Source organism: Brevibacterium epidermidis NBRC 14811 (assembly GCF_001570805.1).
In the GTDB taxonomy this organism is placed as follows: Bacteria; Actinomycetota; Actinomycetes; order Actinomycetales; family Brevibacteriaceae; genus Brevibacterium; species Brevibacterium epidermidis.
Map to the genome: position 1 here is coordinate 133,206 of NZ_BCSJ01000009.1, position 25,570 is coordinate 158,775.

General features: G+C 62.0%; 20 protein-coding genes. 9 read left to right on the forward strand and 11 right to left on the reverse strand.

The genetic code is table 11. From position 1 onward, the window contains the following. Positions 1 to 3 precede the first annotated feature (3 nt). The gene (locus BEP01S_RS06750) at positions 4 to 738 is read right to left on the reverse strand and encodes a phosphatase PAP2 family protein (protein ID WP_244882128.1); all 735 of its coding nucleotides are present in this window, start codon (positions 736 to 738) and stop codon (positions 4 to 6) included. 603 nt (positions 739 to 1,341) lie between these two features. On the opposite strand from BEP01S_RS06750, the gene BEP01S_RS06755 reads away from it, so the two are divergent. Beyond that, on the forward strand, positions 1,342 to 2,391 hold the full coding sequence (locus tag BEP01S_RS06755; protein WP_244882131.1) for an acyl-CoA dehydrogenase family protein: 1,050 nt from the start codon (positions 1,342 to 1,344) through the stop codon (positions 2,389 to 2,391). 52 nt (positions 2,392 to 2,443) lie between these two features. Here the strand turns inward: BEP01S_RS06755 and BEP01S_RS06760 are convergent, their stop codons facing one another. Continuing rightward, positions 2,444 to 3,760 (reverse strand): MFS transporter, encoded by a 1,317-nt coding sequence (locus BEP01S_RS06760; protein ID WP_244882132.1) that lies wholly within the window; start codon positions 3,758 to 3,760, stop codon positions 2,444 to 2,446. A gap of 258 nt (positions 3,761 to 4,018) precedes the next feature. On the opposite strand from BEP01S_RS06760, the gene BEP01S_RS06765 reads away from it, so the two are divergent. The 4 genes from BEP01S_RS06765 (at position 4,019) to BEP01S_RS06780 (ending at position 8,011) form a co-directional block, all read left to right on the forward strand. Next, positions 4,019 to 4,924, forward strand: coding sequence for a methylenetetrahydrofolate reductase (locus BEP01S_RS06765; RefSeq protein WP_157070531.1), 906 nt, complete (start codon positions 4,019 to 4,021; stop codon positions 4,922 to 4,924). A gap of 12 nt (positions 4,925 to 4,936) precedes the next feature. Then, a complete protein-coding gene (purU, locus tag BEP01S_RS06770; protein WP_062241673.1) occupies positions 4,937 to 5,812 on the forward strand; it encodes a formyltetrahydrofolate deformylase in 876 nt (291 codons plus the stop codon). A 135-nt stretch (positions 5,813 to 5,947) separates the two neighbouring features. Further along, positions 5,948 to 7,351: a vanillate/3-O-methylgallate O-demethylase gene (ligM, locus tag BEP01S_RS06775; RefSeq protein WP_062241675.1), complete on the forward strand. Its 1,404-nt coding sequence runs from the start codon at positions 5,948 to 5,950 to the stop codon at positions 7,349 to 7,351. 78 nt (positions 7,352 to 7,429) lie between these two features. Beyond that, complete coding sequence (locus BEP01S_RS06780; protein ID WP_062241677.1) at positions 7,430 to 8,011, forward strand: PadR family transcriptional regulator; 582 nt, start codon at positions 7,430 to 7,432, stop codon at positions 8,009 to 8,011. Positions 8,012 to 8,068: 57 nt separating this feature from the next. Here BEP01S_RS06780 and BEP01S_RS06785 read toward each other — a convergent pair whose 3' ends face one another. Genes BEP01S_RS06785 through BEP01S_RS06810 form a run of 6 tightly spaced genes read right to left on the reverse strand, consistent with a single transcriptional unit; the run spans position 8,069 to position 15,798 of the window. Continuing rightward, positions 8,069 to 8,953, reverse strand: a complete 885-nt coding sequence (locus BEP01S_RS06785) for an amidohydrolase family protein (RefSeq protein WP_062241730.1) — start codon at positions 8,951 to 8,953, stop codon at positions 8,069 to 8,071. A gap of 42 nt (positions 8,954 to 8,995) precedes the next feature. Next, on the reverse strand, positions 8,996 to 9,964 hold the full coding sequence (locus BEP01S_RS06790; protein WP_062241679.1) for a 3-hydroxyacyl-CoA dehydrogenase NAD-binding domain-containing protein: 969 nt from the start codon (positions 9,962 to 9,964) through the stop codon (positions 8,996 to 8,998). Further along, positions 9,961 to 12,027 (reverse strand): acetoacetate--CoA ligase, encoded by a 2,067-nt coding sequence (locus BEP01S_RS06795; protein WP_062241681.1) that lies wholly within the window; start codon positions 12,025 to 12,027, stop codon positions 9,961 to 9,963. The genes BEP01S_RS06790 and BEP01S_RS06795 overlap by 4 nt, the downstream gene beginning before the upstream one ends. Positions 12,028 to 12,029: 2 nt before the next feature. After that, a complete protein-coding gene (locus BEP01S_RS06800; RefSeq protein WP_083532597.1) occupies positions 12,030 to 12,854 on the reverse strand; it encodes a crotonase/enoyl-CoA hydratase family protein in 825 nt (274 codons plus the stop codon). Continuing rightward, positions 12,851 to 14,428 (reverse strand): acyl-CoA synthetase, encoded by a 1,578-nt coding sequence (locus BEP01S_RS06805; RefSeq protein ID WP_218004330.1) that lies wholly within the window; start codon positions 14,426 to 14,428, stop codon positions 12,851 to 12,853. Before BEP01S_RS06805 ends, BEP01S_RS06800 begins: the two co-directional genes overlap by 4 nt. Further along, entirely contained in the window at positions 14,425 to 15,798 is a 1,374-nt protein-coding gene (locus BEP01S_RS06810) for an MFS transporter (protein WP_062241683.1), read from the reverse strand. The genes BEP01S_RS06805 and BEP01S_RS06810 overlap by 4 nt, the downstream gene beginning before the upstream one ends. A gap of 149 nt (positions 15,799 to 15,947) precedes the next feature. Here BEP01S_RS06810 and BEP01S_RS06815 point away from each other — a divergent pair, with 149 nt between their 5' ends. Next, positions 15,948 to 16,745 carry a PaaX family transcriptional regulator gene (locus tag BEP01S_RS06815; protein WP_062241684.1) on the forward strand — a complete coding sequence of 266 codons (798 nt, stop codon included), beginning with the start codon at positions 15,948 to 15,950 and terminating at the stop codon, positions 16,743 to 16,745. 45 nt (positions 16,746 to 16,790) lie between these two features. Here BEP01S_RS06815 and BEP01S_RS06820 read toward each other — a convergent pair whose 3' ends face one another. Further along, positions 16,791 to 17,705 carry a LysR substrate-binding domain-containing protein gene (locus tag BEP01S_RS06820; RefSeq protein ID WP_062241686.1) on the reverse strand — a complete coding sequence of 305 codons (915 nt, stop codon included), beginning with the start codon at positions 17,703 to 17,705 and terminating at the stop codon, positions 16,791 to 16,793. A 111-nt stretch (positions 17,706 to 17,816) separates the two neighbouring features. Here BEP01S_RS06820 and BEP01S_RS06825 point away from each other — a divergent pair, with 111 nt between their 5' ends. Both BEP01S_RS06825 and BEP01S_RS06830 read left to right on the forward strand, forming a co-directional pair. After that, a complete protein-coding gene (locus BEP01S_RS06825; protein ID WP_083532603.1) occupies positions 17,817 to 20,927 on the forward strand; it encodes a cytochrome P450 in 3,111 nt (1,036 codons plus the stop codon). Between the two features lie 101 nt (positions 20,928 to 21,028). Beyond that, a complete protein-coding gene (locus BEP01S_RS06830; RefSeq protein ID WP_062241689.1) occupies positions 21,029 to 22,393 on the forward strand; it encodes an MFS transporter in 1,365 nt (454 codons plus the stop codon). Positions 22,394 to 22,438: 45 nt separating this feature from the next. Here BEP01S_RS06830 and BEP01S_RS06835 read toward each other — a convergent pair whose 3' ends face one another. Both BEP01S_RS06835 and BEP01S_RS06840 read right to left on the reverse strand, forming a co-directional pair. Continuing rightward, positions 22,439 to 23,104 carry a response regulator gene (locus BEP01S_RS06835; RefSeq protein ID WP_039207269.1) on the reverse strand — a complete coding sequence of 222 codons (666 nt, stop codon included), beginning with the start codon at positions 23,102 to 23,104 and terminating at the stop codon, positions 22,439 to 22,441. 68 nt (positions 23,105 to 23,172) lie between these two features. Further along, positions 23,173 to 24,594: a sensor histidine kinase gene (locus BEP01S_RS06840; protein WP_244882134.1), complete on the reverse strand. Its 1,422-nt coding sequence runs from the start codon at positions 24,592 to 24,594 to the stop codon at positions 23,173 to 23,175. 159 nt (positions 24,595 to 24,753) lie between these two features. Here BEP01S_RS06840 and BEP01S_RS17225 point away from each other — a divergent pair, with 159 nt between their 5' ends. After that, the gene (locus BEP01S_RS17225) at positions 24,754 to 25,569 is read left to right on the forward strand and encodes a DUF4352 domain-containing protein (protein WP_062241693.1); all 816 of its coding nucleotides are present in this window, start codon (positions 24,754 to 24,756) and stop codon (positions 25,567 to 25,569) included. Position 25,570 lies beyond the last annotated feature (1 nt).

The window sequence follows — 25,570 nt, forward strand, 5'->3', positions numbered from 1 at the left end:
ACTTCAGGTACTGAGATCGGGTATTCGCCTGTCGGCGATGATGAGCAGTCGCAGGAAGACCCCGCCGATCAGCAGACCTCCGATGAGGTCGGTGGCCCAGTGCCAGCCGAGGGTGAAGGACACGACCACGGAGTTTACGCTGACGGCGGCGACGCCCCACCACAGCAGCTGCGCGGTTCTGGTGGAGACGTCGCTGTAGGTGGCGATGAGGTAGGCGACCGCGCCGTAGATGAGTACTGCTTCGGCCGCGTGCCCGGACGGGTAGCTGATTCCACGGCCGCCGATTTCGATCAGACCGCCGTGGAAGAACCGCGGGTCGTGAAGGGTGGTCGACGGTCGGGCGAAAAGGACCTTGAGCGAACCGATGCCGAGGTAGAAAGCTGCTTCGACGGCGATCGCGAAGACGATCGGGCGCCAGGACCGACGTTTGCGTGCCAGGACGATTGCGGTGATCGCCAGGACGGGAAGACAGACAGCCTGGCCTGCGATGGGATCGAGGATGTGCTGAAAGAACCAGACGAGGTCGGGTTCGAAGAGGTAGAGCCATCGTCGATTGAGCTTGTAGTCCCAGACTCGCAGGGGGCCGGCCGCGGCGAGTGTGACGATGACGAAGCCGATCGCCAAGACCCAGAATGAGGTTGCCCAAGACAGCAACCCCTGTGCTCGTTCTGTCCACTGACTGCGATCTGAGGGGTTGCTGATCGTCTTCTCGGATTCGACATAGCGTTCAGCAACCATCAGAGTCGATTTTAGACGGAATGGGCAATCACTTCTGCTGTGGGGGATAAAGACACGGTGAATTCTGTCTTGCACTCCGTGGTTGTCCCTCGGATGCAGGGATTGACTCTGCCCGGTGGCGAATTCAGGCTGCCCGTCGCTCCTGCCCGAGTCCACTGCTGCACCAGCGCGTCGCAGCTGATTCTGTGTCCCGCGACAGTTCCGACCATCTCATGCTTGGAGGTGCGGTATCGGGTTGCCGGCGGTGTCGCTGCTGGTCGAGCATCGAGTGGGCGTGTTGACCAAGGACACCGGGCGAGTCGCCGCCCGACGCAAGCTGAGATCCGAGACCCTTCAGGTGCACATGTTCGCGATTCCGGATTAGTTATAAGGATTATTCTGCTTTTGGTTTCATGTGGTCCCAACCACACTGAAACATAGACCGAAGGAAGGGAAGTGCCGCAGAATGCCGATCGTCGATTCAGAGACGACCATCGGACTCGATGGTACGGGTTTGCCTCGATGCATCTCAGTCAGGCAGCCAGAGACGCGCTCGATAAGCTGCGTGCAGTACTTGCAAAGGAAGTGGGGCCAATTATGCCCCGGGCCTGGGAGTCGGCAACGATGCCGCCCTCAGTGCGCGAGACCTTGGCGTCACTTGACCTCATGCGGCCCGAAGGCGTAGCCGAAGTGGAAGCCGACTCGACCATGTTCTCGGGCTTCCGCAACTATGTTCTCGCACGCACGGATGCGTCGGTGGCGACGATGCACAACGGCCAGTCCGGACTCTTCCGGGCGACCGTCCGACACGGCGGCGCGCCCGAACAGGTCGCAGTCCTCGACCCGAAGGTGCGATCCTTCGCCCTCGCGGGAGCCTTCGCGCTGACCGAGCCTGACCATGGGTCTGACATCGCCGGAGGCCTCGCCACCACGGCGCGATTCGACGAGGCAGCCGGCGACGGCGAAGGGCGCTGGATCATCGACGGCGCTAAGAGATGGATCGGAGGCGCGTCGACGGCTGACATTATCGCGGTCTTCGCTCGCGACGTTGCAGACTCCCAGGTCAAGGTCTTCCTGGTTCCGAGTGAGAGCAGCGGCCTGAGCATGGACACCATGGTTGGAAAAGCCGCCCTACGTCCGATGCAGAACTCTGTGATCAGGTTCGAGGAAGTCGCAGTCCCCGAATCGGCCCGATTGCGCGAGATGAACTCCTGGCGTGACGTCAATCGGATCCTGCGCGTGATGCGATCCGACGTAGCATGGATCGCCACCGGCCTGCAGGCGGGAGCCCTTGACGCGGCCCTGGCGTATGTGAGGAAGCGTGAGCAGTTCGGCCGGTCGATCGGCAGCTGCCAACTTGTCCAGGAGAAGCTTGCGCGGATCTTGGGTAATCTCACTGCATCGTTGGGCATGGTCGTCCAGCTGTCGGCACAGCAGGACGCCGGAAACTACGTCGATGCGAATTCTGCCTTGGCAAAGATGCAGACTGCCCGCATGGCGCGTGAATCAGTGTCGCTGGCTCGTGAGGTCCACGGCGGCAACGGAATTCTGCTCGAGAACGACGCGGCGCGTTTCTTCGCCGACGCCGAGGCCGTCTACTCCTATGAGGGCACACATGAAGTCACTGCGCTCATCGTCGGCCCGGCATTGACTGGAGAATCCGCATTCGTCTGAGTCGCCGACGAGTTCGCCCCTCAGCACCCGGGTGCCGATGAAGAGGGCCTGCTTATAGGGCAGGGCTGGTCACAGGCTCCGGCTTTCGGTTCGCTTCGACATCGATGCCGCGCATGCCGAGCAGTGCGAGCGCTGCCAGGAGTAGGATGACGCCGACGAGCACGTAGATCGCCTGCGGGCTCCAGCCCCCGTCGAGCAGGGCACCGGTGGCTGTCGGGGCGATGATGGCGCCGAAGCGTCCGATGCCGATTCCCCAGCCTGACCCTGTCGATCGCATCGACGCTGAGTAGGACTGTGGCGTGAGGACATAGAGACCGGCGATGCAGCCGTTGGTGAACATTCCGACCAGCACTCCGAAGATGATGACGATCGCCAGCCACTGAGCGGTGAAGACGAAGACTGCCATGAATATCGCGGCCAGGACAGAGAAGCTCATCAGGACGGAACGGGTCGACCAGCGCGAGGTGAAGAGTCCGAATGTCACAGAGCCGATGGCCCCGCCCACCGTCAGGCCCACAGTGACGACCATCGACAGTGACTCGCTGAGTCCTGTCTCATTCATCAGGCGCGGAGTCCACGAGTTGACGAAGTAGAACCCGAACATGACGATGAAGAAGGTAGCCCAGACGACGAGGGTGACTCGACGATTGCGGCGGTTGAGCAGTGAGCTCACGCCTTTGCCGGTGCCTGCACCGGATTCCGTGTCCGATTCTGCTGCAGAGAGGTCGACCGGTTCATTGTGTCCGAGCTTCGCGGCGATGGCGTCGAGGCGCTTCTGAGCGTTGGTCGGCTTCCGGTTGTAGAGGTACGAAGCGGACTCTGGAATCAACCAAATGACAAGGAACAAGGACATTACGGTCAGACTGCCGCCGAAGACGAAGACTGACCGCCATCCGAATGCTCCGATGAGGCTGATCATCACGCTGCCGCCGACGGCAGCGCCGATTCCATAACCGGCGGCGTAGATGCTGATGGCCAGTCCGCGACGGCGGCGTGATGCGTATTCGGCCGAGATGACATTGGTGCTGACCAGGATGCCGCCGATTCCCAATCCTGTGACGACGCGCCAGAGGCCGAGTTCGGCAGCCGATGTCGAGGTTGCGGTGAAGAACAGCCCGACGGCATTGACGCTGAGCGCAATCATCATCATGTTCTTACGTCCGATCCGATCGGCTACCGGCCCGAGAACCAGTGCGCCGACCGCCATGCCGAGGAGCGCCGCGCTCATGACAAGTCCCAACGTGGTCCCTGACAGGCTGAACTCATCGCTGACCTCATTCGATGTGAATGAGATAGCCAGGACGTCGTACCCGTCTAGTGCATTGAGGAAAGTGCAGATGCCGACGATCAGCCATTGATAGGACGACATATGGGAAGTGTTGATTCGTTCTCGTAGATCCACGCATTTCTCCGATTCAGATGTGTCGGCCGGGCCGCCTCGCTGCGGCATACCTATACCGATAGGTAAATGGTGATGTGCTGCACATTATCAGCGTCCTGTTGTGCAGGCAATGCCATCCCTTCGCCTGAATGCGACGGCGAGCGGCGACGACGGGCCTCCATTTGTGTGTGAACCAAGCGAGAATCGTTTGCCCGGTAATTTACCTATGGACATAGGCAAGTACCTATGCATATAGTCATCTGGAGAGCACAAAGCAGTGTCTACGAAAGGAATCTGACCGTGGCGTCACTTACCGCAACGGGCCTACTGGACGACTTCTCACTCGAGATGACCGGAAAGGACATTCCCAATCTCAGAGAAGCAGCACATGCGATCCCGCCGGGGACGCGGATCAATGTCACCTTCCTCGGCAATGAAGACCTCCCGATGCGAGTCGAAGCGTCGAAAGCTGTAGCTGATCTGGGTTTCGTTCCGGTTCCTCACATTTCCGCCCGTCGGCTCAAGTCCGAACGGGAGCTCAGAGAATTTCTCGATGCACTGCAGCAAGTTGATGCGACGAAACACGTCTTCGTCGTCGGCGGCGATCCTGCGACGCCGGAGGGGCCGTACGAAGATTCGCTGTCGGTCATTCGCACCGGAATCCTGCACGACTACGGGGTCGCCGAAGTGGGAGTCGGCGGCTATCCCGAGGGCCATCCCGATATCAGTGACGACGATCTCTGGTATCACCTGAGTGCCAAGGTCTCTGCGTTGGCAGAGCAGAATCTGGACCAGGTCGTTCTCACCCAGTTCGCATTCGACGCGCAGCGAGTCAGTGAATGGGTCAGTGAGGTTCGCGACCGTGGCATCGAATCGGTGATCCGGATTGGCACACCAGGCCCGGCGGGTATCAAAAGACTTCTCGGCTATGCCCGACGGTTCGGTGTGGGCACGAGCGCCGGCATCGTGAAGAAATACGGATTCTCACTGACGAATCTCGTCGGCACCGCCGGGCCAGACAGATTCGTCCGAGACCTGACTGACCAGGCAGGTGAACCGGAATCACCGGAGACCCTGAAAACACATTTCTACACTTTCGGTGGATTGTTGGCCACTGCCGAGTGGACGCAGAAGTTCACTGCCCGAAAGTGAGGTGGCGATGAAATGACCGATCTCGCCGAACAGCGCAAAGACTGCGCAACCCTGATCGTCACTGGCCCTGATCAATCGGGACTGGTGTCGACAGTCACTTCGCTCATTGCTCGGAACAGCGGCAGCATCGTCTCCCTCGACCAGTACACGACCGATCCGGAAGGAGGAGACTTCTTTCAGCGCGTCGTCTTCCGCAAGGAGGGTCTCTCTGCCACATTTCCAGATATCCGGGCTGACATTGCGTCAACTCTCGAACCCCTCGGAATGCGTTTCCGCCTCGAGGAGCAGAAGGTTCTCAAACGCATGGCGGTGCTCGCCTCGAAGAGTGATCACTGCCTGCTCGAACTGCTGTGGAGGCACCAGCGCGGCGAACTGCCAGTATCGATTCCCCTGGTGATCTCGAACCACACAGACGTCGCGGAAGCAGTGCGCCAGTTCGGAATCCCGTTCTTCCACGTACCTTCACAGGGGCCAGACAAATCCGCAGCAGAAGCCCGCATCATCGAGCTGCTGGCCGGCAACGTCGATCTCGTAGTCCTCGCCCGGTACATGCAGATCCTGTCCGAGAAATTCCTCGATGACGTCCAAGTTCCAGTGATCAACATCCACCATTCGTTTCTACCCGCCTTCATCGGTGCAGGGCCATACCGGAAAGCCAAGGAACGTGGCGTGAAGCTCATCGGAGCGACCAGCCATTACGTGACGAGGGATCTCGACGAAGGTCCGATCATCGAGCAGGACGTCACCCGAGTCGACCACAAGATGTCCGCCGGCGACATGCAGGCGAGAGGAGCCTACGTGGAACGGGCGGTGCTCTCGAAGGCAGTCCGATTGCACGCCGAAGACCGAGTCATCCGGCATGGTAACCAAACCATCGTATTCGACTGATCCGGCGTCTTATCTCCAGTGCTTCACCTACACGTCAAAGTCGGCCGCATCAATGCATCAACTCCCGACCAGCATCACACAAGACCGGATGTTTCAGAGCGGAGCATCCCTGACAACAAGAGAGGTTCATCGACGATGACTGACAATCTCCAGCAGATTCTCGACAAGAGCAATCCTGTCGAACTCCTCCGCAACTCGCAGATCGGATCTTATATCTATCCTGTTGTGCCTGCGGACTTCTCGAACTGGATCAAGGAGCAGCGCGCTTGGCGAGAGACGGCAGTCCTCTACGACCAGTCGCACCACATGGACAATGTCTTCCTGCGCGGTTCGGACGCCATCAAACTGATTTCCGACACCGCAATCAACTCGGTTGCGAAGTTCGCTGTGAACAAGGCAAAGCAGTACGTGCCGACTACGGCGTCGGGACATGTGATCGGTGACGGCATCCTCTTCCACGAGGCTGAAAACGAGTATGTCTACGTCGGTCGTGCGCCAGCTTCGAACTGGCTGATGTTCCACGCGGAGACGGGCGACTACAAGGACCTCGACATCGAGGTCGACCGTCGTTCGCCGTCGCGCCCCTACGGTGATCCGGTCAGCCGTCGGTACTACCGCTACCAGATCCAAGGCCCCAAGGCATGGGACATCATCGAGAAGCTCAACGGCGGTCCGCTGGAGAAGATCGGCTTCTTCAACATGGCGTCGATGACCATCGCCGGCAAGCAGGTGCGCACACTGCGTCACGGCATGGCGGGTGCTCCTGGCCTAGAGCTTTGGGGTCCTTATGATGACCACAAAGTCATCCGTGACGCAATCGTCGAGGCCGGCAGTCAATTCGGCATGCTCCAGGTCGGTTCGCGCGCTTACCCATCGAACACCCTCGAATCGGGATGGATTCCCTCTCCGCTGCCCGCCATCTACACCGGCGAGGAAGAACGGACATTCCGCGAATGGCTCGGAGCCGACAGCTACGAGGCGACCGGCACTCTTGCAGGTTCGTTCGTCTCCGAAAACATCGAGGACTACTACCTGACACCTTGGGAGCTCGGCTACGGATCTTTCATCAAGTTCGACCACGATTTCATCGGCCGCAGCTCCCTGGAGAAGATGGATCCGGCCGCGCAGCGCAGAAAGGTCACTCTCGCGTGGGATGCAGACGACCTCGGCAAGGTGCTCTCCTCACCTCTGAATGTCGACGGCCCGAACTACAAGTACTTCGACCTTCCGCTGGCGAACTACGGTTCGGCAAATTACGACAAGGTCGTCGACGCCGATGGCAATACGGTCGGCTTCTCGATGTTCACAGGCTACTCAGCGAACGAGCGTCGCGGGCTTTCCTTGGCCGTCGTCGATCCTGACGTTCCCGAGGGTGCCGAACTCAAGGTCGTCTGGGGCGAGCCGGGTGGCGGAACCAAGAAAGCATCCGTCGAGCCTCACGAGCAGACCGAGGTTCGCGCGGTAGTCAGCCCCGTGCCGTACTCGACTGTTGCGCGCCAGACCTACCAGGGAGGATGGCGTACCGGCTACAAAGCCTGAGAACGGTAATGTGAGAGGGTCCGGGCTGTGCAGCCCGGACCCTCCTCGTCTTCAGACAAACAGAACAGGACCAACGAGATGAGTCTACGAAGTGCCATCCTCGCGCTTCTCCGGATCGAACCGATGTCGGGCTATGACCTGGCCAAGCAGTTCTCACAGTCTGTAGGCCATGTCTGGCACGCCCCCGACTCGCAGATCTATCCGGAACTGCGCAAGATGGCCGAAGAAGGACTCATCCTTCCCGAGGAGCAGGCGCGTGGGACCGCTGGCATGCGTCGGGTCTACCACGTCACCGATGCGGGGGAATCATCGTTCATCGATTGGATGAATTCTCCGCTGAAGTATCAGCGCACACGCGACGCCGCTCATCTGAAAGCCGCCTACCTCGAATCCGCGAACCACGAAGCGCGGATATCCTTCCTTCGCAAGCACATCGAAGTATGGAGAGGGGAGCTCGAGTACATCGAAGACGAGATAGCCAACATAGATGCGCTCGAATCACCGATGCTCAACCGTCGACTCGCCGTCACAGCCGACACGGACCGTGAGATGACAATCACCTATAAGCGATTCGCCTACGAAGGACTCGCTGACCGTGCCCGCAGTGAGATCGCGTGGGCACAGCGCGGGCTGAAGCTGACCGAGCACCTCGAGGGGTGAATACACGCTCTTCGACCGATTGCGCCGGTCCGGGCTGACGCCAGCTCGATCATACGCTCACAGGCCCAGTACGCGCAGCGCATTTTCCTTCATGATCAGCGGCACTGCTTCTTCCCTGACGTCCAGCTTCTCGAAGTCGCTGATCCACCTCTCGGGAGTGATGAGAGGGAAGTCGGAGCCGAACAGAGCCTTCTCTTTGAGCATCGATCCGATGGCCCGGGTCAGCTGCGGCGGGAAGTACTTCGGCGACCATCCGGAGAGATCGATGAAGACATTGGCCTTGTGCGTGGCGATCGAGATCGATGCATCCGCCCAGGGTACGGACGGGTGCGCGAGGATCATAGTCAGCTCCGGAAAGTCCGCAGCGACGTCGTCGAGGAGCATCGGGTCCGAGTACCTCAGCTTGATCCCGCGGCCTCCTGGCAATCCTGCGCCGATTCCGGTCTGGCCCGTATGGAAGAGCGCGACGAGTCCGTGCTCGGCGCACACCTCGTAGATCGGGTAGTAGTCGGAGTGGCTCGGGTCGAATCCCTGCAGACTGGGGTGGAACTTCATGCCCCTCACTCCGTAGTTCGTCGCAAGGTCGCGGATGCGGTCGACCGCTTCTGCAGGCTTGCGGGGATCGACGGACCCGAAGGGGATGAGGACGTCGTTGTGCTCCGCGGCTTGTCCGGCGATCATTTCTGATGAAACTGGCGGATGTCCGCCGAGCGCTGTTGTGGCGTCGACCGTGAAGATCACTGCCGCCATCTTCCGCTCACGGTAGTAGTCGGCGAGATCGGCAACGGTAGGGGTGCGGGGAACCGACGCCCGAAAGTACCCCGCCGAAGCATCGAGGAGCTCCTGGTCGAGCGAGGTGTGATGGTGGTCGTCGGCTTCGACGTGGGTGTGTACGTCGATGGCCGTGATCGTCTCGGTGTCGATGGCTGGCTGGTAGATCATCGTCATAATTCCTAGTCATGGGTTGAACAATGGATACGAAGCTTAGGGAAGCTCCTCGTAGCGGGATTTCAGTTCGAGCAGGCTGATGAGCATCTCGTCACGTTGTCGAGCGATGGCGGTGGAGTCCCTGCCCGCGAGTTCGTCGTCGACGCCGGCGATGAGCTTCTCCTTGAGAACCTCGTCGAGATGAACCTGCTTGAGGTCGTGCATCCACACCTCCTGCGGCGGTCCCAAATGGTCGAGGACGTGACGCATTCCGCCGGCGCCTCCCGACAGCGACTGCTGAGCCAAGGGTCCGAGGATCGCCCACCGAAGCCCGGGGCCATATGAGATCGCAGTGTCGATGTCAGACACTGAGACCACACCCTCATTGACCAATGAGTATGCCTCCTGCCACAGCGCGGCCTGCAGGCGGTTGACCACATGGCCGGGAAGCTCTGCTCGAACCAGGATGGGCTTCTTCCCGATAGACCGGTAGATCTTCATCGCCCGATCGACGAGCTCTACGGAAGCCCCGGGGGTGGGGACCACCTCCACCAAAGGGACGAGGTGCGCCGGGTTGAAAGGATGTCCGACAATGATGCGGCCCGGAGCCTTCGTCGCTTCAGTTGAAATCTCGCTCGGAGAGAATCCCGACGTCGACGAGGCGATGATTGCCGTCTCGGGTGCCATGGCGTCGACCTCGGCAAGCATCGCCTGCTTGACCTCGAGGCGCTCCGGACCGTTCTCCTGGACGAAGTCGGCTGCGGCAACTGCCTCGGCAAGGGTGGGCGCAAAGGCCAATCGATTGAGCTGCGAGTCATTGACTCCGGCGGTCACCTCCAGGTTGGCCTTCACCTGCTCGAGCAACCGCTTCTCCGCTCCGTCAGCCGGGTCGAAGGCAGTGACGCTGTGGCCGGCGGCGAGGAAGCCCGAGACCCAGGCGGCCCCGATGACTCCAGTGCCGATGACGGCGATTGCAAGTCTTTCACTCGCATCATTGAACGGACTCGTGTTCTTCCCAGCGCTCATGCTGACTCCCTCTCCCCCCGCGCTTCGGCAAAAGCGACGTACTCATCAAGCGAGAGCGGATCCTGCAGAGCACCGGGACTCGCGACCTCGTCGAGTGCGGCACCCTGGACGATGCGTTTGACCGGGACTTCGAGCTTTTTGCCCGTCCGACCGAGAGGGACCTTCGCCACGGGAACGATCTCGTCAGGAATGTGCCGTGGGGAGAGTCGGGTCTTGAGCTCATGGCTGACTCGGGCCGAGAGATCATCGGTGAAGGACACGTCGGATTCGGTTTGGACGAAGACCACGAGCTCTCCCATGCCGCCATCGGGATCCTCGAGATGGATCACCAGGGCATCGGCCACCTCGTCGAGGGTGTCGAGGACGGAATAGAAGTCTGCGGTGCCCAGCCTCACCCCGCCTCGGTTGAGGGTGGCGTCAGATCGGCCTGTGACGACGACTCCGCCGTCAGAGGAGAACCGAACCCAGTCGCCGTGCTGCCAAACGCCTGGGAACTTCTCGAAGTACGCCTTCTCGAATCGGTCGTCGCCGTCTTCTCCCCAGAAAGTCACAGGCATCGAGGGAACGGGCTGGGTGATGACGAGCTCTCCGAGCTCGTCGAGGATCTCCTGACCGTCCGAGTCGAAGGCTGTGGCCGCAAAGCCGAGCGAAGGCGCGGTCATCTCACCGGAATACACGGGAGCCAGAGGTGAGCCCTGGAGGATGCCGGTGCACACATCGGTGCCACCGCACCCCACATTGACCAACACATCCTGTCCGAACTGCTCGACAAGCCATTCGAAGCCCTCGGCCGGCAGCGGGGAACCGGCTGCGCCGAACTGTTCGACCATGGACAGATCGAATTCCTCCGTAGGCCGAAAGCCGTCCTTGCGCGCGCTCATGATCGCTCCGGGAGCCATGCCCATGAGCGTGGTGCGGCTACTCGCGGCGATGCGCCACAGTTCCTTCGAATCCGGGTAGTTCGGGTTGCCGTCGATCATGACGATAGATGATCCGACGACGAGTCCGCCGACCAGAGCGTTCCACATCATCCAGGCGGTCGTCGAGAACCAGCAGAACTGACTGCCTGGGCCGAGGTCGAAATGCAAGCCGTGATTCTTCATCGTCTCGATCAGGATGCCGCCGTGGCTGTGCACGATGGCTTTCGGCTTCCCGGTCGTTCCGGAGGAGAAGAGGATGAACAGAGGGTGGTCAAAGGGGACCGGTTCGAATTCGAGCTCGGTGAGTACTGTGTCCGGAGCACTGCCGTCCGCATTCGTCCCGTCATCTCTCGCCGAGGTGGTTCCGAGGTCCATGTAGTCGACGACGTCGATCGGATGGTCGAGTCCAGCCCCTGTCGTGAAAGCCTCGCGCAGCTCCGAATCGAGACTGAAGGATCCGTAGTCGACGGATACGAGGTGGGTCAGGCTCGGGAGGGCGGCGACTACCTCGGCGAGTTCGTCGGTGCGTTCAACGTCTTTGGCCCCGTATCTGTAGCCGGGGATTGCCAGGAGGACGGTGGGTTCGACCTGGGAGAAGCGGTCGATGACCGACTGGGTGCCGAATTCGGGGGCGCAGCTGGCCCAGATCGCGCCCAGGCTCGCAGCGGCAAGGAACGCCACGAGCGCTTCGGGCTGGTTGGGCAGGTAGCCCACGACACGATCTCCCTTGGTCACCCCGAGTGCGATGAGACCGGAACGGACTCGGGCGACCTCGGAGCGCAGCTCGTTGAAGGTCAGAGCGAAATCGTCGCGGGTCTGAGAGACTGCGGTGACGGCGAGGTCGTCTGCCTGTTCGGGGGCGCCAAGGGAGTGCTCGGCATAGTTGAGCGTGGCACCGGTGAACCATTTCGCATGGGGCATGACGCGCGCTTCGAGCACCGAATCATATGGAGTGTGGCTTGTGACACCGAAATAGATCCACACAGATTCCCAGAAGTCCTCGACGTCGGTGACCGACCAGGTGTAGAGCTCGGTCCAGCTGGTGAGAGACATTCCGTGTTTTTCGTTGACCCAGGACAGGAAGTCACCGATTCTGCTGTCTCCGATGGCGCCGGCGGGAACTTCTCGAATGATCGTCGACATGTTCACTTCCTCACTTTGGGCCCGGAGCCATCGAGAAATGCCCGCATGAGCTCTTTCGCCTCGGCACTCGACTGGGCGACGGATGCCATGAGGGCCTCCAACATGTAGCCTTCGTCGCGGCCGGCTTCGGCGATGCGTGGAAGCGCCTGGGTGATCGCATAGTTCGTCACCCGGGAGTTCGAAGCGATCGAGGCTGCGAGTTCAAGGGCTTTCGCCTGTCCTTCGCCGGAGGGGACGCGGTAGTTGACAAGTCCGATGCTCTCGGCCTCAGCGGCGTCGAAGCGGCGGCCGGTGAGCATCATGTCCTGGACTCGGCTGAGTCCGATGAGGCGGGGCACCCGTACCGAGGCGCCTCCGCCGACGAAGAGGCCGCGTTTGCCCTCGGGCAGGGCGAAATACGCGGACTCCTCGGCCACCCGCAGATGAGCCGCAGTCGCGAGTTCGAGGCCGCCGCCGATTACTCCGCCCTGGAGGACGGCGATTACGGGGATCTCGGATTCGGTGATCGCATTCATCGTCGCGTGCCAGGAACGTGAGTGGCGGAGGCCGCCTACCGCGTCGCGCTCGGCCATCTCGGAGAGATCGAGCCCCGCGCAGAAATGCTCGCCGACGGTGGTCAGTACGATGGCGGAGACCTCAGGTGGGGTGCGGAAGAATTCGCCGAGAGCAGCAACCGTCGCATCGTCGAGGGCGTTGCGCTTGGCAGGTCGATCGAGTGTGAGGATGCCGATGTCGTCCTCGGAGGTGAACCGAAGGGACTCGGAGATGTCGGTCGTCTTCGGCTGGTCGGAGACGTCTGTGAGGTGGGACGAGGGGAGGTTGGTCATTTATGGTCCTTTGATGGTGCGGTTGGTGCTGGTTTGTCCTCGGTCGTGGTCGTCGCCGGAGGATTCGAGTGTGCGCCGAGCGCATCAGCGGTGCGCAGGGAGACCTTGTGAATCTTTCCCGAGCCGGTGCGTGGGAGTTCATCGACGAGGTCGAAGTACTTGGGGACCTTGTATTTGGCGAGGCGAGCGAGAAGGAAGTCGCTCAGTTCATCCGGTGTTGGCAAGGCGTCCGATCCGGCCGAGACGACGAAGGCGTGTCCGACCTCTCCCCACTTCTCATCGGCTGCGGCGACGACCGCTGCTTCGCTGACACCAGGATGCTCGAAGAGAGCAGACTCCACTTCGGCGGGATAGACATTCTCACCTCCGGAAATGAACATGTCCTTGAGGCGGTCGACGATGAAGAGGAATCCGTCGTCGTCGAGGTAGCCGATGTCGCCTGTATGAAACCAACCGCCAGGGGAGAAGGCCTGATCTGTGGCTTTCGGGTTGTTCCAGTAGCCATCGGTGACGTTGGGGCCGCGGGCGACGATTTCGCCCTTGACACCGGGGGAGCAGGCATTTCCGGCGACGTCGCGGACTTCGACTTCGGTAAAGGGAACTGCCCGTCCAGCCGATCCGGCCTTGTCGAGGGCGTGTGCAGCTGGTAGGAAAGTGCATCCAGGAGAAGTCTCGGTGAGTCCGTAACCTTGGCAGAACATGATGTCCTTCGCCTGGTAACTCTGGATCAGGGAGACCGGGACCGGGGCACCGCCCGAATTGACGAATCGCAGTGACGACAGGTCAGCGCTCTCCCACCTCGGCGACTGCAACATGTCTGCGAACATCGTTGTGACTCCGGCCATCCAGGTCAGTCCTTCGTATTCGATGGCATCGAGGGCTCGATTGACGTCCCACCTCGACTCGACGAGCATGTGCGCGCCGCGCAGGTAGCTGGTCATCACCTGCTGGTTGAGGCTGATGACGTGGAAGAGGGGAGCTACGACGAGGGTGACGTCGTCGACAGTGAGGTCCGTGTTGAGGAGAAGATTGAAAGAATTCCACATCAGATTGGCGTGTGAGAGGACCGCACCTTTGGGACGTCCGGTCGTCCCTGAGGTGAAGAGTAGAAACGCTGGCTGCTCGCCGTCGACGTCGGCCGCTGGCACGAGGGGACCCGTCGGCGAGGTGGGCGTATCGTGCCACTGCACCGTCTCCTGGGCCACGTCGGTACTGAGACCGTCAGCGGTCTTGGCCGATTCGGGCGCCACGTACAACAGAGACACTTCGGCGAGTGTGAGCTGGTAGTCGAGTTCGGGAGGCGCAAGTCGCCAATTGAGCGGGACGAAGATCACGCCGAGGCGGAGGCAGGCGAGCAGGACGACGATCAGGGCCGGATGGTTGGGGCCGAGGTAGGCGACGCGATCACCACGACGTACTCCCTGCGCGTGCAGCTCTGCCGCACAGGTCAGGGTGCGTTCGTGCATCTGGGCGTAAGTGTGTTGGATGCCGTCGAAGCTGATTGCCACCTTGTTGCCGTAATCGGTGGCCTGGATTTCAGAGAGTCGGGTCAGAGTGGGGTGGGAGAAGGTCACAGGGTTGGTCCTTCCGTTACTGCAGGCGGAGTGCCGTTCTTGGAGTTGGTAGGTGTCTCGCCGGGGTACTGTTCTGACAGGTTGCGGGATTTCGTCTCGCCGAGCCTCCAGATGCACAGGATGCTGATGGCGGCGACGACCGTGATGACGATCGATAGCGGGACCGTGGAGGGAGAATCGGCCGAGCTCATGATTGCGGCGAACAGGACGGGTGAAATGCCTGCGCCGATACCTGCGATCTGATAGCCGAGTGATGCCCCGGTGTAGCGGTGCTCGGTGTCGAAGAGTTCGGAGTAGAGACCGGCCAAAGGTCCATAGATCATCGGGTGGATGACGCCCTGGCCGATGATCATGCCGATGGTGATGATGAGACCGTCCTTGGTCTCGATCATCGGGAAGAGGACAAAGCTCCACACAGCGATGAGCACGGCACCGGCGATGACCAATGGCCGACGACCGATCGTATCGGACAGTCGGGACCAGCCTATGATCCCGAAGATCGCGAAGAACGAGGAGAATGACAAGGCGTTGAGTATCGTCTGCTGTTCGACACCGATCTGCACGCCGTAGGCCACGGAATAGGTTGTAAGCAGGCCCTGGAACATGAACGCGGACAAGCCAACTCCGACGGCGAACAGCAGGGTCACGGGTTGGTCGCGCAGAGCAGCGACAATCGGGATGCGCCGTGAGGGCGCGCGTGTCTTCGCGGCGAGGAACTCAGGAGATTCGTCGACTGCAGAGCGGACGATGATGCCGACGACGAGCAGAAGGATCGAAGCGAGGAACGGCAGACGCCAGCCCCAGGCGATGAAGGCCTCGGGACCCATGAGCGCCAGGACTGCGGCGATGACGAGCGCGGAGACGAGTTGCCCGGTGGGAGCGCCGGCGCTGGTGAAGCTGGCCCAGAAGCCGCGGTTCTTCGTTGAGTGCTCGGCGGACATGAGCATGGCTCCGCCCCATTCGCCGCCGATGGCAACACCCTGGACGACACGGATGAGGATGAGGAGAACGGGACCGATGAGTCCCGCCTGTTCGTAGGTCGGCAGCAAGCCGATCGCAGTTGAGGCGATTCCGATAGTGAACATGCTGAGCACGAGCATGCGTTTGCGGCCGAGTTTGTCCCCGAAGTGGCCGAAGACGATGCCTCCGAGGGGGCGGGCCAGATAGCCGGTTGCGAATGTGGCCAGACTGGCGAGAGTGCCGACCGCAGGGGAGAGGTTGGAGAAGAACACGTCCTTGAATACGAGGGCGGCGCAGACCGAGTAGACGAAGAAGTCATAGTATTCGATGACGCTGCCGAGGTACGCCGATGCGGCAGCTCGCTTGAGCATCGGTGTCGATTTGCTTGAGGTGGAGTTCGCGGAAGCCATGTAATCCTCGCTGACTGAACGGCTCTTTTGGCTGAAGGTTTGATCGGCGGTGATCGAACCGGTTCGATACTATGCAATGTGCAGACGGAGCGTCAATAGATTGCGGTATATATGCGCTTTCGAGTGGAGGGTGCACATAGAATCGGGGTATGGACTTTCGCCCGCAGTCGCTTTTCTTCGCCCTCGTCGGTGAACACCTGCTTGGATCGACTCGTCCCCTCAGTGGAGCTTCGATCGTCTTCGTTATGAATAGGCTCGGCGTCGGTGAGACCGCAGCGAGGTCGGTGCTGCAGCGAATGACTGCCAAGGGATTTGTATCCCGTCACAAGGAGGGTAGGAAGACGTTCTACGCGTTGACCGAGACCGGGTCTCAGATCCTCGGTGAAGGTGGCCGCAAAATGTTCACGGGATGGCGGTCCCAGGACTGGGATGGCGGTTGGACGATGGTCAGGATTCAGGTGCCTGAGTCGCGGAGATCACTACGGCAGAAGATCTGGTCCCAGCTGTCGTGGGCGGGTTTCGGTCAGGTCGACGGCGGCACTTGGGTGGCCCCGGGGGAGCGGGAGCTGATGTCTGTGCTGGACGCCGAGCAGCTCGAAGTCTCCCCGATCGTCATCTGCGGCCGACCTCAACCTCCTACGACTGACGACGAACTCGTGGCGGCGTTCGATCTCGATGCGCTCTCAGTGGAATACGCTGCCTTCGGCGACCGGTGGCAGATTTTCGACTCGGAAGCTATGTCGCCAGTGGAAGCACTGGTGGCGCGAGTGAAGTTGCAATGTGAATGGCTGGGCCTGACCCGGTTGGATCCGCAACTGCCTGCTGTCCTTCTGCCGCAGGATTGGCCCGGAATGATGCAGGCTCAGTTGTTCGGCGAGCTCAACGAGCGCCTCGGTGAAAGAGAAGCGCCTGTCCTCGGCGACTTCTTCGCCGGCACGCTCGAGTAGACGCAACCTGGCGAAGGTCCTGACGCTGTTTTCCTGTGTCTCCGGTCAGATCCACTTCTGCGCCAGCGCGAATTCGATGAGTGCCTGCACCCTGGGCGCGATCGTGGAATGAGCGGGCCAGATCGCCTCGACGCTGACCGGCTTCACCGCGGGCTCGATCTCCTTGGTGACCAACGGCAGATCTTCGTAGCTGTTCGGGTTCGCTAGGCGCTGGACCAGGATTCCATATCCGAGCCCACGTGCGACGAGGGTCCGGACCACCTCGTAGCTCGTCGTGCGGTGCCGGATGTTCGGGTGGAGCTGTCGATCGGCGAACATCGACAGGGTGTGGTGGCTCGACGGTGGTGAATCGAGCAGGATGAGATCCCGATTCTCCAGGTCTTCGAGTCGTATCGTCTCCCGTCGGGCGAACTCATCATCGGCAGCCAGGACGACGTGTGCAGGCTGTGCGAAGAGCGCGGCGCGGTTCGGTGTGCCCGGGACGAGCGTCTCGTAGACGAATGCCAGGTCGATCTCGCCCGAGTCGAGTTTGCCGACGAGGAGATCCTGGGTGGCCTCGATGATCTCGAGGCTCACCTGCGGGTGAAGTCGTCCGAAGCCGTCGAGCAGGACCGGGAGGACCATCGGTGCCAAAGTCGGGTAGCAGCCGATGGTGATTGGGCCGGCGAGCTGACCGTCCGTCGTCTTCAATTGAAGCTCGAGGTCGCGTGCATCGGCCAGCAGGGGGCGGGCCCTGTCGAGAACCTGCCTGCCTGCGGCAGTGAGCACCAGACCCTGCGACTTCCGCCGAATGCAGAGCTGAGACTGAAGTTCGTGCTCAAGCGCGGTGATGGCGTCAGAGATCGCCGACGACGAGACGTGCAGCTCTCCCGCAGCGGCGGAGATCGTCCCCAGGCGAGCCGCTGCCATCAGGTAGGACAGTTGTCGCAGAGTGAAGTTCGGTGGCTGGTCAGAGTTCATATTCGCAGATCCGATTTAGTTATCCGGTTAATTCCGCTTTTCCTTTCTAAGGGTAGTGCACATACTGATGTGAACAGCCTCACAGAAGCACTCAACGAAGAGGAGACGGCGATGACTTCTCAACTGCATGCCCCCAACCGATCCGCAGTCGTTTCCCGCGCAGCGTCGACAGTCCCGGTTGCCGACTGGGTGACGATCCCGGAGCTCTACGACGATCCGTTCCCGACCTACGAACGTCTTCGAGCCGAAGGTGGCGTGCACTGGGTTCCTGCCGTCAATCGCTACCTCATCACCAGCTACGAAGCCGTCAGTGCCACTGAACACGACCAGGAAGTCTTCTCCGCAGACGAAGAAGGATCCCTGCAGATCCGTGCCATGGGGCACTCCATGCTGCGCCGAGACGATCCCATGCACTACGAACAGCGACGCGCCTGGCAGCCTGTCCTCAAACCGGGCTACGTCAAACGAGTCTGGACGAAGATGTACCGCGAGGTCGCCGAAGACCTTCTGGCCGACCTCATTCGAAAAGGCCCTGAGGCGGATCTCATCTGGGACTTCGCCGCACCGTACGCGAGCGAGACGCTGCGCCGTATGCTCGGACTCTACAACGCCGACCAGTCGGATCTGCAGCGTTGGTCGCAGACGATGATCGACGCCACCGGCAACTACGCCGATGATCCTGACGTCTGGGCGAAGGGCAAGAAGTCCTTCGACGAAGTCGACGCCGCGCTCGACGAGATGCTCGAATACCACCTGGCCCACCGAGATGACTCGCTGATCTCTGGGCTGCTGTCCATGCCCGGCGACCAGATGCCCATCGAGCAGATCCGAGCCAATATCAAGATGACGATCGGCGGCGGCCTCAACGAACCACGCGACGCTCTCGGCGTCGCAGCCCTGGCGATGTTCGAGAATCCAGACCAGCGGGCCGCGGCAATCGCCGATCCCTCACTGTGGCCGACCGTATTCGAAGAGACCATCCGCTGGGTCGCGCCCATCGGCATGTACTCCCGCCAGACCACGTGCGAGACCGAACTCGCCGGCAAACTGCTTCCCGCAGGCGCGAAGCTGGGCATCTGCGTTCTCTCGGCCAATCGTGACGAAAGTGTGTGGGACGACGCGCATCGTTTCGACATCCACCGCGAAGTCAAACCCCACCTGGCCTTCAGCAAAGGTGTGCACGTATGCCTGGGCAATTGGGCCGCACGGGCAGAGATCGCGGAGGTGGCGCTGCCCCTCCTCTTCAACTCCCTCAAGGGACTCGACATCGACCGAACCCGGGAGACCCGAATCGGCGGCTGGGTTTTCCGCGGAATGCTCAGCCTCCCGGTGACCTGGGATTCGGCAGAAGACACTCCGAATTACGGCATCTCCCGCACCAATAGAGACGAGCGAACCGGCTCCGGCACTCAGGACGATGCCGGTGCTTCGCCGGACGCCGAAGGTCCGAGAATCGCCGTCGTCGGCGCCGGTCCGTCCGGCTGCTTCTCTGCGAAGGAGATCCTCCGCCAGGTGCTGGGAAGCCGAGTCGACGTCTACGACAGGCTCCCCGTCCCCTACGGACTGCTGCGCTACGGAGTGGCCGCAGATCACCAGGGAACCAAATCCGTATCCGCACAGTTCGACCGTCTCTTCACCGATCCCCGTGCGACATTCATCGGCAACACCGAACTCGGCGTCGATGTGACCATGGACGAACTCAAGTCCGGATACGACTCAGTGGTCCTCGCTAGCGGTCTGTCCCACGACCGTCCCCTCGACATCCCCGGCGCCGACCTCAACCACGTCTATTCGGCCGGCAGAATCACCCGACTGCTCAACGGCCACCCCGACGAACGAGACGATGACGGCCTCACCGACAATCCCGCTCTCGGTTCACGGGTGGCCGTGATCGGCCAGGGCAACGTCGCCATCGACGTGCTTCGACTCCTCACCTGCGATGCTCAAGCGCTCGACGGCAGCGATATCGATGACAGCGCCTATAGCGCACTGCGACGCGACATCTCTCGGATCGACATCATCGGCCGCTCAACCGCAGCTACGGCGAAGTTCGACCCCGTGATGATCCGCGAAGTCGGACGACTGACCGGTCTTGTACACGAACTCCATGGTGTCGACCTCACGACGCGCATCCCCGGAAAGGACGCGAAACTCGATGCCCTCGCCGAACTCACGCACTCCGCGCCTGCGCAGGCAGCAGACGACACTATCCACCTCCACTGGTGGTTCGAAACGACCCCCGAGGCGCTCACCGGGGACGGTGCCGTGTCCGAGATCGAGCTGCGGTGCTCCGGCGAAGAGAACATCCGCCTTGACGTCGACTCGGTGATCACCGCGATCGGATTCGTCCGCGACCCGATGACAAGCGCCCGACAGGGCATCTGCCCCGTCTCACCGATTCCCGGCGACGGAAAGATCAGCGACGGTCTCTTCGCCATCGGCTGGCTCAAAGGCAACGGCCGAGGGACCATCCCCGACCAGCGGGCCGATGCGCGAAGCCTGGCCGCACAGATCGCGGCAGAGCTGAACGCCGGATCGATGACGACCGGTGCCCCCGGACTGGCTCCGCACGCCAAGGCCACCGATTTCGCATCCTGGCGGCGCATCGATCTCAAGGAGCGCCTCGGCGCCGGACCCGGACGATGCAGGGCCAAGATCACCTCACAAAACGAACTCCTGGCGGTGGCCGGCGACTGCAGCCTCGACGAGTCGCTGCAGGACACCTCGGCGAATTCCTCGGAAGGCTTGGCCCCCGGCTTGCCGGTCACTGTCCTGTTCGGCACGGAATCCGGCAATGCGGAACTCGTCGCCGAAGAGATCGGCGCATTCCTCGGCGACCGCGACGATCTGAAGGTCACCGACCTTGCAGAAATCTCTCCGGACGACCTCGACCCAGATCGGTTCCACCTGATCATCTGCTCAACCTACGGGGACGGGGACGTACCGCGATCGGCGACCGACTTCTACCAGTCGCTGAAGGCGCGGGACGTCGACCTCCGGGGAATCCGCTTCGCCGTGTTCGGCCTCGGCGATGCCAGCTACACACGGACCTACTCGCGCGGAAGTGAGCTTCTCACTGAAGCTCTCGAGGCAAGAGGCGCGGTGCGTGAAGCCGAATACGGCCGCCATGATGCAGGCGCAGTCGTGCCGGCAGCCGAAGCAGCATGCGAGTGGGCCGAAGGCGTACTCACCACAGTCGGCACCGAACTCGCTGCCGTCTGACGGCGACCGACCGTGCTCGGAGAGGAAATCCGAGCACGGTCCGAGACGATCTCACCAACCCGGACAAAGAAGACCGACCACAACTGGACAAGGACGTTCACATGACAGGGACACCCACCTCGGCGGCAGCTGAGCCGACACAGAAGACCAACCAACGCAGAGTCGCCTTCGCCGCCGTCATCGGCACCACCATCGAGTGGTACGACTACTTCACCTATTCGACGGCTGCGGCACTCGTGTTCGCCCATCTCTACTTCGCACCGGCGGGGGAGGGCATCGGGCAGATGCTGGCTTTCGCCACCATCGGCATCTCCTTCCTCTTCCGCCCTCTGGGCGCATTCCTGTCCGGACATTTCGGCGACCGCCTCGGGCGCCGAGCCATCCTCGTCGTCACCCTCGTCACGATGGGTGTGGCGACCGCCCTCATCGGACTCATCCCCACGTACGAGACCATCGGCATCACCGCACCGATACTGCTCATCCTGCTGCGCATCGTCCAAGGGCTGTCCGCAGGCGGAGAATGGGGAGGCGCAGCGCTCCTCGCCGTCGAACACGCCGATGCCGGTTCACGCGGACGAGCCGGATCGTACCCGCAGCTCGGCGTTCCGCTGGGGATGCTGCTGTCCTCCGGTGTGATCGCGCTGATGACCGGCGTCATCTCACCGGGCGAGGCCTTCATGGAATGGGGCTGGCGCATACCGTTCCTGCTGTCCGTCGCGCTCATCGGCGTCGGCTATTGGGTGCGTCGCGCAGTGGAAGACACCCCGGTGTTCCAGGAGATGACCGCCGAGACCGCCAAACGCAAGGCACCGATCCTCGTGCTCTTCAAGAAGCACCTGCCCCTGGTCCTCGTCGCCGCTCTGATCTTCGCGGGCAACAACGCCAGCGGGTACATGACGACAGGCGGCTTCGTTACGAAGTATGCGACCGACCCTGTCGGCTTCGACCAGACGGATGTGCTTCTGGCTATCACCTTCGGATCATTCGTCTGGCTGGTCTCCACCGCGGCTTCGGGAGTGCTGGCCGATCGCATCGGGCGAGTGAAGACCTACGTCATCGGATTCATCATCCTGATCGTCACTGCCTTCCCGCTGTTCTGGCTCATCGACACCGGCAACCTCGGCCTGCTGTATCTGGCACTGGGTATCTTCTCGATCGGACTGGGGCTGTCCTACGGCCCGCAGGCTGCTCTGTACGTCGAGCTCTTCCCTGCCTCGATCCGGTTCAGCGGGGTGGCCATCTCCTACGCTTTGGGAGCCGTCCTCGGTGGTGCGTTTGCCCCGACGATCGCTCAGGGCCTGCTGCAGGCGACAGGGAGCACCGCCTCGGTGTCGCTGTACCTGCTGGTCATGTCTGGGATCTCGCTGCTGGCGGTTTCGCTGGTCCGCGACCGGAAGGGCATCGACCTGTCGGTGGCGAACGAAGATGAGCAGAGTGCCGGGACGTGGCGGATCGCGAAACGCTGAATCGGCCGAGCCGAACCTGCTGGGGCCGGGCATGCCGGGGGAGCGTCAGTTCCTCTGAGCTCTGACGACCATCGTGGCGATGCGCACGCGATTGTTCGTGTCCAGTTTGACGTTGATCCGGTTGAGGTGAGTCTTGACCGTTGCCAGACTCATGAACGTCTCCTCGGCGATCTCCTGATTCGACAGGCCGTCGGCCACGAGTTCGGCGATCTGCCGCTCGCGGTCGGTGAGCCCTGCCAACAGCTCCACAGCCTCCCGCTGCAGGCGATGATCGGAGTTCGACCTGACCTTGGCGATGACCTGTCGCATCGACTGCGGAGCAAGAATGGGCTCACCGGCGTGGACCTTGCGTACCGCAGCGGCGAGATCCACAGGGCCGATGTCCTTGAGGAGGTATCCGGCGGCACCTGCCTCGAGAGCCCTGAAGAGGTAGTCGTCGCTGCTCATGCTCGTCAGGGACACCACTTTCGGCGGCCGGACGCTGTTGAGCAGACGCTGGGTGGCTTCGATCCCGCCGATTCCCGGCATCCGTATGTCCATGAGCACGACATCGGGATAGTGCAGAGACGCCTTCTCGATGGACTCTTCCCCGCTCAGCGCCGAGGCGACGACGTCGATGCCGTCGGCGGCCTGGAGGATTCCCCGGATCCCGGTGATGACCATGGGATCGTCATCAACGACCATGACTCGGATCGGGGCGGCTTGGTTCATGATCGTCACAATACCCGAGGCCCATGACACGGACCGGCGCGGCGCGGAAGTCCCTGTTCCGCATCGCCTCAGGTCCGGGGTGAGAGGGATCGAAAGCACACCTGGACACGGAACTCATTGCCGAACACCCCGATCGACGCTTCGCCGCCGAACATCTCGGTGCGCTCGCGGATGCCGACCAGACCGGATCCCGATCCGGTCGATCCCAACTGAGCGTCCTGCGGACCCGGGCGGTGACCGGCCGGTCCCGGTCCGTGATCGGGCGCGCCGGCACCGGCTCCTCGCGCCGGTCCCGGCGCATATCGTGGGCGCGGCGGAACATCGACTGGGCCTGGAGCGCTGGGGAGCGGATTGCTCACTGAGATCCGGATGCCGCGGGCCGCCGAGACTGCGATGTCCACCGTCACCGGCAGATTCGGCGCATGTTTCATCGCGTTCGTCAGTGCCTCCTGGACGATTCGATAGGCCGCACGGTCGAGCGCGGGCGGGCACGAGTCCACGTCCTGGATGACGATGAGTGGACGGATGACCGTGCCTGTGGACGCCACGGAGGAGATGAGTTCGGGAATCGCAGCCATCGTTGCGCGGCTCGGAGGGGACGAGTTCTCATGGCCCGGCCGCGGATCAGCCAGATCGCCGTTCCTCACGCCACCCACCAGATGACGCAGATCCTCCAGTGACGCGCGGGCCTCCTCCCGCAGAGCTGACGCCGTCGAAGCGACCTCGGGGTCGGTCTGTGCTCCGACCTCAAGGGCGCCGGTGTGCAGCGAGATCACCGATAGGCGGTGGGAGAGCGTGTCGTGAAGTTCGCGTGCCAAGAGCTCTCGTTCGGACTGCCGCGCGATCTCGGCCGTGAGCGACTCATTGCGCTGTGCTTGCCGTTCGGCGATCGACTCGACCGCTCTCATCCTCCGCGTCCGACGCAGAAGCGCGCCGACCCCCAGCGCCGTACACAATCCGATGACGCCGGCTGCGATCGTGATGATTCTGATCGCCAGGTGCGAATCCTCCGGAGGGATGGTCGCCTCGAGTCCCGTGACCTGTGCCGGGTCGGGCAGGAAGAAGATGCTGAACGGATTGTGCTCCGGCGGTGCCAGACACATCCTCACCGTGGAGAACGCCATCAGTCCGGTGCTCACCGCCGAGGCGATGATCGCCTGCCGCCGGGGTGCTCGGATGACGAGGTGGAAGACCGCAATGAGGAGCATCAGCGCATCGCCCCACCCCGCTGTGAGCAGTGCTCCGGCGACGAAGGGCACCCAGGGCCAACTGTGTCGGAGGAAGACGAGTCCCCACACGAGGAACAGCAGCAGGACGGCCACGAGCCCCGTGTCGTTGAGTTCCCCGTCGGAGAAAGCCCAGGCGTTCGCGGTCAGCGCCATCGACGAGGTGAAGAACCCGAAGAGATAGGCGATGACACCGATGAGGATGCTGCCGGCGATGCGCACACCGCGCGGGATCCTGCGGCGAGGGACGGTTTGTTCTGACACAAGAGAATCGTAACCGCGGGGGCTGACACGCGTAGTCCACCTTCAGGCTGGAGGAGGTCAACCGATCGGCTGGCAGGATCCAGCCCGAGTGTGGACGCGCCGAAGCGCGGACGGGACGAAGCTGGAGCAGTCAGCCAGATCCAGCTTCGAAGGAGCGTCATGTCCCATCCCCAGAATCCCCAGACCACCCCGCAGCAGCCGCAGTCTCCACAGCCCCAGCATCAGTGGTCCCCGCAGCACCAGCCCCCTCACAACGCCCAGCACCAAACCTCGCCGCAGAACTTTGGCCCCCAGCAGTGGGGACCGGCACAGAACGCACCGGCCTACGGGACCGGCGGCTACCCGCAGCAGCCCTACGGTCAGAAGCCGCCGAAACAGAAGAAACCGCTGCTCAAACGCTGGTGGTTCTGGCTGCTCGTCGTCATCGTCGTCATCGCCATTGCCAGCGCGCTCGGCGGCGGGGGAGAGGACACCGGCACCTCGGAGAGCGGCTCGTCCGACGCCCAGCAGTCGGGGGAGTCCGCGGAGAAGAAGCCAGCGGAGAAGGAGGCTGCGGACAAGGCTGCGGAGGAAGCATCTTATGGAATCGGAGACACTGTGGCTGCCGATGACTGGGAGATCACCGTCGCCAAGGTCGAAGACGGAGTCTCACAGGTCGGCGACGAATTCCTCAACGCGCAGGCTCAGGGACAGTTCGTCCAGATCGAACTGTCGGTGAAGAACACCGGATCGGAACCGAATTTCTTCTTCGAAGACGACATCAAACTCGGTGATGATGCCGGCAACACCTACTCCGCCGACTCAGAAGCCGGTATCTATGCGGCCGAGAACAACATCCTCTTCCTCGAAGAGATCAATCCCGGAAACACCGCCGACGGCGTCCTCGTCTTCGACGTTCCCGAAGACGTCGATCCGAGCAAGCTGACCTTCGCCGGCGGACTGTTCTCCGACCCGGTGGAGATCTCCTTGAAGTGAC

Bases quoted from the DNA above. Each gene is read 5' to 3' on its own strand.
- BEP01S_RS06750 (WP_244882128.1), bottom strand. From the start codon at position 738: ATGGTTGCTGAACGCTATGTCGAATCCGAGAAGACGATCAGCAACCCC.
- BEP01S_RS06755 (WP_244882131.1), top strand. From the start codon at position 1,342: ATGCCGCCCTCAGTGCGCGAGACCTTGGCGTCACTTGACCTCATGCGG.
- BEP01S_RS06760 (WP_244882132.1), bottom strand. From the start codon at position 3,760: ATGTCGTCCTATCAATGGCTGATCGTCGGCATCTGCACTTTCCTCAAT.
- BEP01S_RS06765 (WP_157070531.1), top strand. From the start codon at position 4,019: ATGCATATAGTCATCTGGAGAGCACAAAGCAGTGTCTACGAAAGGAAT.
- purU (WP_062241673.1), top strand. From the start codon at position 4,937: ATGACCGATCTCGCCGAACAGCGCAAAGACTGCGCAACCCTGATCGTC.
- ligM (WP_062241675.1), top strand. From the start codon at position 5,948: ATGACTGACAATCTCCAGCAGATTCTCGACAAGAGCAATCCTGTCGAA.
- BEP01S_RS06780 (WP_062241677.1), top strand. From the start codon at position 7,430: ATGAGTCTACGAAGTGCCATCCTCGCGCTTCTCCGGATCGAACCGATG.
- BEP01S_RS06785 (WP_062241730.1), bottom strand. From the start codon at position 8,953: ATGATCTACCAGCCAGCCATCGACACCGAGACGATCACGGCCATCGAC.
- BEP01S_RS06790 (WP_062241679.1), bottom strand. From the start codon at position 9,964: ATGAGCGCTGGGAAGAACACGAGTCCGTTCAATGATGCGAGTGAAAGA.
- BEP01S_RS06795 (WP_062241681.1), bottom strand. From the start codon at position 12,027: ATGTCGACGATCATTCGAGAAGTTCCCGCCGGCGCCATCGGAGACAGC.
- BEP01S_RS06800 (WP_083532597.1), bottom strand. From the start codon at position 12,854: ATGACCAACCTCCCCTCGTCCCACCTCACAGACGTCTCCGACCAGCCG.
- BEP01S_RS06810 (WP_062241683.1), bottom strand. From the start codon at position 15,798: ATGGCTTCCGCGAACTCCACCTCAAGCAAATCGACACCGATGCTCAAG.
- BEP01S_RS06815 (WP_062241684.1), top strand. From the start codon at position 15,948: ATGGACTTTCGCCCGCAGTCGCTTTTCTTCGCCCTCGTCGGTGAACAC.
- BEP01S_RS06820 (WP_062241686.1), bottom strand. From the start codon at position 17,705: ATGAACTCTGACCAGCCACCGAACTTCACTCTGCGACAACTGTCCTAC.
- BEP01S_RS06825 (WP_083532603.1), top strand. From the start codon at position 17,817: ATGACTTCTCAACTGCATGCCCCCAACCGATCCGCAGTCGTTTCCCGC.
- BEP01S_RS06830 (WP_062241689.1), top strand. From the start codon at position 21,029: ATGACAGGGACACCCACCTCGGCGGCAGCTGAGCCGACACAGAAGACC.
- BEP01S_RS06835 (WP_039207269.1), bottom strand. From the start codon at position 23,104: ATGAACCAAGCCGCCCCGATCCGAGTCATGGTCGTTGATGACGATCCC.
- BEP01S_RS17225 (WP_062241693.1), top strand. From the start codon at position 24,754: ATGTCCCATCCCCAGAATCCCCAGACCACCCCGCAGCAGCCGCAGTCT.